Origin of the sequence: Sphaerobacter sp., from assembly GCF_019683595.1 — a bacterium.
In the GTDB taxonomy this organism is placed as follows: Bacteria; Chloroflexota; Chloroflexia; order Thermomicrobiales; family Thermomicrobiaceae; genus Sphaerobacter.
This window is the reverse complement of the sequence record NZ_JADGHZ010000175.1, coordinates 1-7,009: the sequence shown is the minus strand read 5'-3', so window position 1 is coordinate 7,009 and position 7,009 is coordinate 1. Positions and strand designations below refer to the sequence as shown.

Annotated in this window: 7 protein-coding genes; 4 read left to right on the top strand and 3 right to left on the bottom strand. The window is 69.3% G+C overall.

Features of this window, described 5'->3' with window-relative positions; translation table 11 throughout:
- Together IRZ30_RS14330 and IRZ30_RS14325 are read right to left on the bottom strand one after the other, a co-directional pair.
- Positions 1-897, bottom strand: coding sequence for a hypothetical protein (locus IRZ30_RS14330; RefSeq protein ID WP_294086135.1), 897 nt, complete (start codon positions 895-897; stop codon positions 1-3).
- A gap of 163 nt (positions 898-1,060) precedes the next feature.
- Positions 1,061-2,029, bottom strand: coding sequence for a DUF6789 family protein (locus tag IRZ30_RS14325; RefSeq protein ID WP_294086134.1), 969 nt, complete (start codon positions 2,027-2,029; stop codon positions 1,061-1,063).
- A 352-nt stretch (positions 2,030-2,381) separates the two neighbouring features.
- Between IRZ30_RS14325 and IRZ30_RS14320 the strand changes: the two genes are divergently transcribed.
- Together IRZ30_RS14320 and IRZ30_RS14315 are read left to right on the top strand one after the other, a co-directional pair.
- Positions 2,382-3,224: a hypothetical protein gene (locus tag IRZ30_RS14320; RefSeq protein ID WP_294086133.1), complete on the top strand. Its 843-nt coding sequence runs from the start codon at positions 2,382-2,384 to the stop codon at positions 3,222-3,224.
- Positions 3,225-3,235: 11 nt separating this feature from the next.
- Positions 3,236-3,415 (top strand): hypothetical protein, encoded by a 180-nt coding sequence (locus IRZ30_RS14315; protein WP_294086132.1) that lies wholly within the window; start codon positions 3,236-3,238, stop codon positions 3,413-3,415.
- 132 nt (positions 3,416-3,547) lie between these two features.
- On the opposite strand, the gene IRZ30_RS14310 is transcribed toward IRZ30_RS14315, so the two are convergent.
- Positions 3,548-4,408, bottom strand: coding sequence for an arginase family protein (locus tag IRZ30_RS14310; RefSeq protein ID WP_294086131.1), 861 nt, complete (start codon positions 4,406-4,408; stop codon positions 3,548-3,550).
- Positions 4,409-4,536: 128 nt separating this feature from the next.
- On the opposite strand from IRZ30_RS14310, the gene IRZ30_RS14305 reads away from it, so the two are divergent.
- Positions 4,537-5,919, top strand: coding sequence for a replication-associated recombination protein A (locus IRZ30_RS14305; protein WP_294086130.1), 1,383 nt, complete (start codon positions 4,537-4,539; stop codon positions 5,917-5,919).
- Complete coding sequence (rph, locus tag IRZ30_RS14300; RefSeq protein WP_294086128.1) at positions 5,873-6,613, top strand: ribonuclease PH; 741 nt, start codon at positions 5,873-5,875, stop codon at positions 6,611-6,613. Before IRZ30_RS14305 ends, rph begins: the two co-directional genes overlap by 47 nt.
- Positions 6,614-7,009 lie beyond the last annotated feature (396 nt).

Below are 7,009 nucleotides of genomic sequence, written 5' to 3'. Positions count from 1 at the left end.
CTACGGGGCGGGGGCGGTGATGGGGGGTGCGGTGCCGATGTCGGTTACTTCGACGTGGGCGGTGGCCGGCTGTGTGTCCGTGGCTGGCGTGGCGCCGGTTGGCGTCAAGGTAAGGTCGAGCCGTAGGAGGTACTGCCCCTCCGTCGCCACCCACATCGTGGAGGCGACCGTGGCGGTGTCGCTGGTCGTGAGGAGGGCTCGCGATGCGCCGCTCACGTCGTAGGTGGCCTCCTCGACCGTTGCCGGGGTGCCGTCGACGGTCTCCGTTCCCGTGATCGTGTAGTCCGCATCATCCCCGGAGAGCGTGCGGAGGAAGCGGGTGTCGAGGTCGAGCAGCGGGAGGAACCGACCGACGATCGGCGTGTCCGATGTGGCGGCGATCGGCCCGGCCCCGACGTCGGTCACCGCCTGACCGTCGACGCGCCACAGTTCGACGAGCCGGTTGCCGTCCGCGTCGAAGATGCGGACGTGCCGGTCATCCCCGGAACGGCGCAGGGTGATCCGGAACGTTTCGCCAGCGCCGGGGAGAAGCGTCTCGGCCCCGGTAAACCCTGCGGCATCGAGCTGCATGACGTACGAGTCCTGTGCCTCCAGGTTGTCCAGTGCCTCAGCCAGGGCCACGGGTTTGGTCAGGGCTGCCGGGCTGGCACCTGGTGAGGCGGTTGGGCTGACACTCGGTGAGGCGGACGGAGTGCTGCGCGGTGTGGCGGGAAACACGACCGGCGGGGATCCCTGTGGCCAACCTTCGGCGGTGGGGATCGGTGTGGTGATGGTCCGCGGCGGGAGGGACTCCGACGTCGGCGTGTTGGTGTCGCCTCCGCCCGTGCGGCAGGCGATGAGGAGTACCGCTAGGCTGACGGCCAGGCTCGCAATGATTCGCCGAGACGGTCGTCCCATCGGGGCCGTGCCTCCAGGGCTTGCTGCGCAGCCGGTACGGGCAGGCAAGCACGCAATCGCGGCACCAGGCCGCGCACCTACTGGGGATGCATATCTTGTGCCAGTTGGCTTTGCTGGAGACGGCAGCGCGGGCGAAGGTGCCCGCGCTGCCCAGGAGTCGAGGCTAGGCCCCTTCGGGGCCGCGGGCCGTCCAGGAGAACGAGCCGAGCAGGACGCCTGCAACGCAGCCGACGATGGCGCCGACCACGGCCACGGTGGCCGGAGCGAATCCCGGTGCCACGACCGGCGCGGTGATCAGGCCGACGATCGCACCGATGATGAGACCCGGGACGACCGCGAGCGCGATCATCCGCTGGACGTGGGACAGGGCTGCCGGTTCGGTCGCATCGCGCACCTGATCGCCCTCGCTCATCAGCCCCTCTGCCACGGTCACTTCACCGAGGGTGATCCCGTATGCCGCGTGGAGGATGAGGTTGCCGAGGATCGGGAGCGGTCCCGCGTTGAGTGCGACCCCGAGAATCCCGCCGCCGACCAGGGGGAGGAAGACGAGCAGCGAGAAGAGCCACGGGACGATCGCGAAGATCAGCCCGCGCCGCCAGCCTGGCCCGTGCAGGCGCGGCTCGACCAGGCCCGTGTAGACGACGGCCCAGACGATGCCGGCCACGAAGTGGAGCCCGATGGCGGCGGGCAGGTTGGATTGGGTGGCGCGGGTGAACGGATTGTGGATCAGCGCTTCAAACCAGGTGGCCAGGGATCCGGCGTCCGGGTCTGAGGAGGCGAACACCGCGGCGATGCCGTACCCGAAGAGGAATGTCACGGTCATGACGGCGGTCGCCACGAAGCCCGAGAGGATGCCGACGGCGAGCCAGTCCTGCACCCGGCCCTCGGCATCACGCTGCGGCTGACGCCGTGGGCGGTGTGGGTGCGGAGTCCGCTGCGGGCGCGGCGTCTCGACGACCGGTTCGCGGGTCAGGCTCCACACGAGCGCGACGAGGCCGACGCCGAAGGCTGCCAGCGCGATGAAGGCCTGACCGTAGCGCCCCTGGCTGACGTTGAAGATGGCTGCCGGTGGCGAGACGAGCAGCACGAGGAGGAATACGAGATCCCAAATGCCGAAGCGTCGATGAGTCACGGGCTCGCCTCCTTACTGGATGCAGCCGGGTGGACAGGACCAATGTTGTCGCGTGGAACCAGCGCCTGGCACCCGAATCGTCATAACGGTTACGGTCTTGCCACCCGGACGGATGCCGTGCGGCGCAATGGGGACTGCGCCCAGTCGGGGCTATTCGTGGACACCGTAGCGAGAAGGCATCTATTCGCGCCACAGTTCCTTTCAAGATCCACGGTACGCGGGGTTGGGGATGCTGTCAAGTGCACGCGGTGGGGCTGGCGCTGCCGGCTGCCGCGGGTTGGCACGTCCTGTCCGGTCGGCTAGGATTCGGGGCACGGTTCAGTCGCCTGGGGACCATCGGAGAGCGACGCCGTTGGAACACCGGCCAACCTACGTCCGTGCCATCCTGCTGAGTCTGACCATCGCCGCGCTGCTGGCCCTCCTCGGAGTCTGGGCCGAGCGGGTCAACGTGGGGCCCGGCTCGGTGCCGATCTACGACCCGGCGGGCCGCTCCTACTGGCTCGCCGGCCTGGCGGTGGCGGTGCTTGCCGCCGTGCTGTTCCAGGTGTTCGACCGCGAGACCGGCTACGCGCTCTCGACCGCCGCGGCGCGGCAGGTGCGCTATGAGCCGGCTTCCGAGTTGCCCACGGCGTGGCTCCTCCCTGGGGTGGCGACGTTCGCAGCGATCATGCTGCTCGCCGTGTACCACGGGGAGACGGCTATCGCTGGAGTATCGCTCGGGGCCTTTCTTACCCTGGCAGCCGCGAGCATCGCCCGCCACTTCCTCTACGACGCGGACCTCGTGGCGCGGCAGCGCGCCCGTGCCTGCTACACGCTGCTGATCCACGGTGTCGCGTTCATCGCCCTGGCGATGGTCTACATCAACAAGGTCCGCAGTCTCTTCTCCGCCACCGCCGTTCTGGTGATCGGCGTGCTCCTGCTCTTGCAGCTCACGGAGGGGGAGGACGCGCTGTTCGGCCGGCGTCTGGTCTACGCGCTGGCCGGCGGGGTGATGCTGGGGCAGATCACCTGGGTGCTGAACTACTGGAAGGCGACCGGCTGGACCGGCGGCGCGGTGCTGCTCATCTTCTTCTACCTGGCGGCCGGGCTGATCTCCGCCCAACTCCGGCGCGGGGTGGCCGGACGCGACCTGGCCGAGTACGGCGGCATCGCGGCGGTGGCCTTCAGCATCGTGGTCTACTCGATCCTACGCTAGCGAGGGTTGCCGTGGCGGATGAATTGAATGGACGCTCGCTCTACGACCTCATGCTGGAGCTGGATCGCCTGGAGGAGATCCGCGAGGATCTCCTGGAACTGGGCCTCCGCAGCCTCGACGAGATCGAGGCCCGCATCGAAGAACTCCACCAGATCATCGACGAGACGGACGACGAGCTCGACGAGAAGTAGGCCGTCGACGGCATGAGCGCGGGCGTCTTCGCCCGCGCCTCGCAGGTACCTCCCCTCTCCCAAAGTTGGGAGAGGGGTCGGGGGTGAGGGCCGTTCCCACGGGGCTCATGCAGACGCCCGCGCTCCGTGCGGTTACGCCCCGCTGGCGGCGCGCCAGCGCGTGAGCGCGCCGCGCATGACCTCAATGGCGGACGCCATCGTGGTTTCTCCCTCCGCCCCCTGCGCGTACATTGCCAGCAAGCCGAACGCGCCGACCTTCCCGGTGTCCATCACGATCTCGATGCGCCGGAGCAAGGCCGGGATGTCCAGGCCGTTCGGTTCCTTGGTGGGGTGGGTCGGTGTCAGGCTGGCATCGAGCACGTCGAGGTCGACGTGGAGGTAGATCAGGTCGGTCTGCTCGGCGAGGCGGGCCACGGCCTTGGCGAGCGCCGCGTCGTCGCGGGTCACCTCCACATCCGTCGCGTGGATCAGCCGCTCCTCGTCCGGGTCAAGGTTGCGGACGTCGACCATCACGATCCGATCGGTCGGGAGCGGAACCTGCTGTCGAGCCAGCTCGCGCCAGGTCGGATAGCAGAGCCCGGCGCTGACAGCGACCGGCATACCGCCGAGCATACCGCTGAGCGTGGTGCGCGGCGTGTTGAAGTCGCCGTGGGCGTCGAACCAGACCAGGCCGATGCGCGTGGCCGGGCCATAAGCCTGCTGGAGCCCGCCGATGACGCCCGGAAGGTGTGAGCAGTTGCCACCGGTGATCACCACGTGCCGTCCAGCCGCGATGCCGTCGGCCACCGCTCCCGCGATCTGGCCGCAGACGCGGCCGAGGGTGACGATGCGGTCGGCGTCTCGCTCGGCTTTCGGGAGGGTCGGGGTGGCAAAGGTAGCATCCCCGCCTGCGACATCGTAGACGCCTGCTTGTTGGAGGGCGGTCGTTTCCTTCTCGCGATCCGGTGCCGGTCGGCCGTCTCCGTAGTGGATCTGGACGACGTGGAGATCCATCCTGCTTCCCCCTTCCACCCTGTGGGCGCTGCGTGGTCCGGTGTGCTGTGCCGGCAGTGTACGGGGAGCGCGCGGAGCCGTCGAGTACAATCGGGGTCGACTGGTCGCCATGAACGGCAGGGGGCGCGATGGATCTGTTCGAAGCCCATAAGCGGGATCTGCTGCGGAAGAGAGCGCCGCTTGCCGACCGCATGCGGCCCCGCACGCTCGACGAGTTTGTCGGCCAGGAGGAAGTCGTCGGGCCGGGCACGCTGCTGCGCCGGGCGATCGAGCAGGATCGGCTGAGTTCGCTGATCCTCTGGGGTCCGCCGGGCAGCGGCAAGACGACGCTGGCGCGGATCATCGCCACGGTCACCAAGGCTGAGTTCGTGCAAGTCTCCGCCGTCTCCGCCGGGGTGGCGGACCTGCGGCGCGAGGTGAAGGAGGCCAGCGACCGGCTGGGGATGCACGGGCGCCGCACCATCCTGTTCATCGACGAGATTCACCGATTCAACCGCGCCCAGCAGGACGCGATCCTGCCCTACGTCGAGGATGGGACGATCATCCTGATCGGCGCGACAACGGAGAACCCGTCGTTCGAGGTGAACTCGCCGCTGCTCTCCCGGTCACGCGTCATCGTGCTTAAGGCGCTGGATGACGACGCGGTGCGCACCATCGTGCTCCGGGCGCTGGAGGATCCTGAGCGCGGGCTGGGTGGTCAGGGGCTGCGCATCGACGACAGCGCGCTGGACCTGCTGGTCAACCTCGCCAACGGCGACGCCCGCTTCGCGCTCAACACCCTGGAGATGGCCGCAGTTGGCGCTGAGAACGGCGTGATCGGACGTGACCAGGTTGCGGAGGCGGCGTACCAGCGGGCCGGGGTCTACGACCGGGCCGGGGATGCGCACTACGACACGATCTCGGCGTTACACAAGTCGATCCGCGGCTCCGATCCCGACGCCGCGCTCTACTGGCTGGCGCGGATGCTGGAGCGGGGCGACGACCCGCTGTACGTGGCGCGGCGGCTGGTGCGCGCGGCGTCCGAGGATATCGGCCTGGCGGACCCACAGGCGCTCACGGTGGCGGTAGCTGCCCAGCAGGCCGTGCACTTCCTCGGGATGCCGGAGGGCGCGCTGGCGCTTGCCGAGGCGGCCGTCTACCTGGCTACCGCGCCCAAGAGCAACGCGCTGTACCGTGCCTACGGTGCGGCGGCCGAGGACGTGCGCCGTACGCGGAATGAGCCGGTGCCGCTCCACCTGCGCAACGCCCCCACGCGGCTGATGAAGGAGCTGGGCTACGGCGCGGAGTACCGCTACGCGCACGACTACGACGAGGCGATCGTCGAGCAGCAGCACCTGCCGGACAACCTGGTGGGCCGGCGCTACTACGAACCGACGGGACGCGGCTACGAGCGGGAAGTTGGCGCGCGCCTGGAGCGGTGGCGGGCGCTGCTGGCGCGGCGGGCGAGGGAAGGGAGGCGCGCGGGTGGTCGCGATCTTCAACCGGAAGCGCCCCGGCGGCCGGGCGAATGACGAGCTTCGCCCGGTGACGATTCAGCCGGGATTCGCGCCGTACGCCGAAGGCTCGGCGTTGATCACGATGGGCAACACCCACGTCCTCTGCACGGCGACGATCGAGGAGCGGGTGCCGCCGTTCCTCGTCGGCACGGGGCAGGGCTGGGTCACGGCCGAGTACGGGATGCTGCCGCGCAGTTCCCCGCAGCGCATCCCCCGCGAGCGCGCCTTGACCGGCGGGCGGACGCAGGAGATCCAGCGGCTGATCGGCCGCTCCCTGCGTGCGGTGACGAAGCTCGACCTCCTGGGCGAGCGCACGATTCTGATCGACTGCGATGTACTGCGAGCCGACGGCGGCACGCGCACGGCGGCGATCACCGGCGGCTATGTGGCGCTGCGCCTGGCCCTGGAGCGCCTGGTCCGCACCGGACAACTGAAGGCCGTGCCGCTCACCGGGTACGTGGCGGCGGTCAGCGTCGGGGTCGTCTGGGACGAAGTGCGCCTGGACCTTGAGTACGAAGAGGACAGCCAGGCCGAGGTCGACTGCAATGTGGTCATGACCGACCGCGGCGACCTGGTCGAGGTCCAGGGGACGGCCGAGGGGAAGCCCTTCCCACGCGCCCGGCTGGACGCGATGCTCGACCTCGCCGAGCGCGGTATTCACCAATTGATCGAGTACCAGAAGGCGGCGCTCAGCAGCCAGCCGGAGTAGCCGCGTTCTCGGAAAGCCGGGCTGATAGGCATTGCCGCAATACGCTGGCACGCCGACCGCCCCATCTCGCGCGTGCGTGAGCCGGCGTTTGCGAATGCCGACCGTAGCCGGGGTGGGTGGCGGGAAGGTCGCCGCGTCGTGGCGCGTGCCCGGGGCTGAAGCCGCCGGGCTGACAAGGAAAGCCGGCTGAAGCCGGCTGGGGCGACGCAGGACTGGCACCGCGGCGGGATCCGTCGCACCACCTACCCCTGGTCCGGGCGACAGCACGGTGTTCCGCGGGCCATCGATCCCGCGTCCCAACGTCGACGCGGCACCAACCCCGCGGGCGGGGGGGGGCCCGCGGGGGGGTATAAACAAAAGAACCAGCCGACCAAAGCGTAGGTGTTGATATAGGGT